The sequence below is a fragment of the Alkalihalophilus lindianensis genome, from assembly GCF_032843265.1.
GTDB lineage: Bacteria > Bacillota > Bacilli > Bacillales > Bacillaceae_D > Alkalihalophilus > Alkalihalophilus lindianensis.
On the sequence record NZ_JAWJBA010000636.1, the window covers coordinates 1 to 256 of the forward strand.

General features: G+C 45.7%; 1 pseudogene. It reads left to right on the forward strand.

Annotated elements, in window-relative coordinates:
• Nucleotides 1–13: 13 nt before the first annotated feature.
• Nucleotides 14–256 (forward strand): annotated as a pseudogene (locus RYX56_RS23715) (amino acid permease); the annotation flags it as partial.

The following is a 256-nucleotide window of genomic DNA, read 5'->3' on the forward strand; positions in this document are numbered from 1 at the left end:
TTAAGGAAATCTTATGAGCGATATTTCTGCTCCTCAACACCTACAGCGTAAGCTTGGGGCACGCCATCTCAATATGATTGCCATCGGTGGATCGATTGGTACAGGCTTATTCCTTGCTTCAGGTTCTACGATTGCTACCGCAGGTCCTGGCGGTGCGCTACTCGCTTATGCACTTATTGGAATCATGATTTATTTCTTGATGACTAGTTTAGGTGAGCTTGCAACTCATAACCCAAGTTCTGGTGCTTTCTTCACC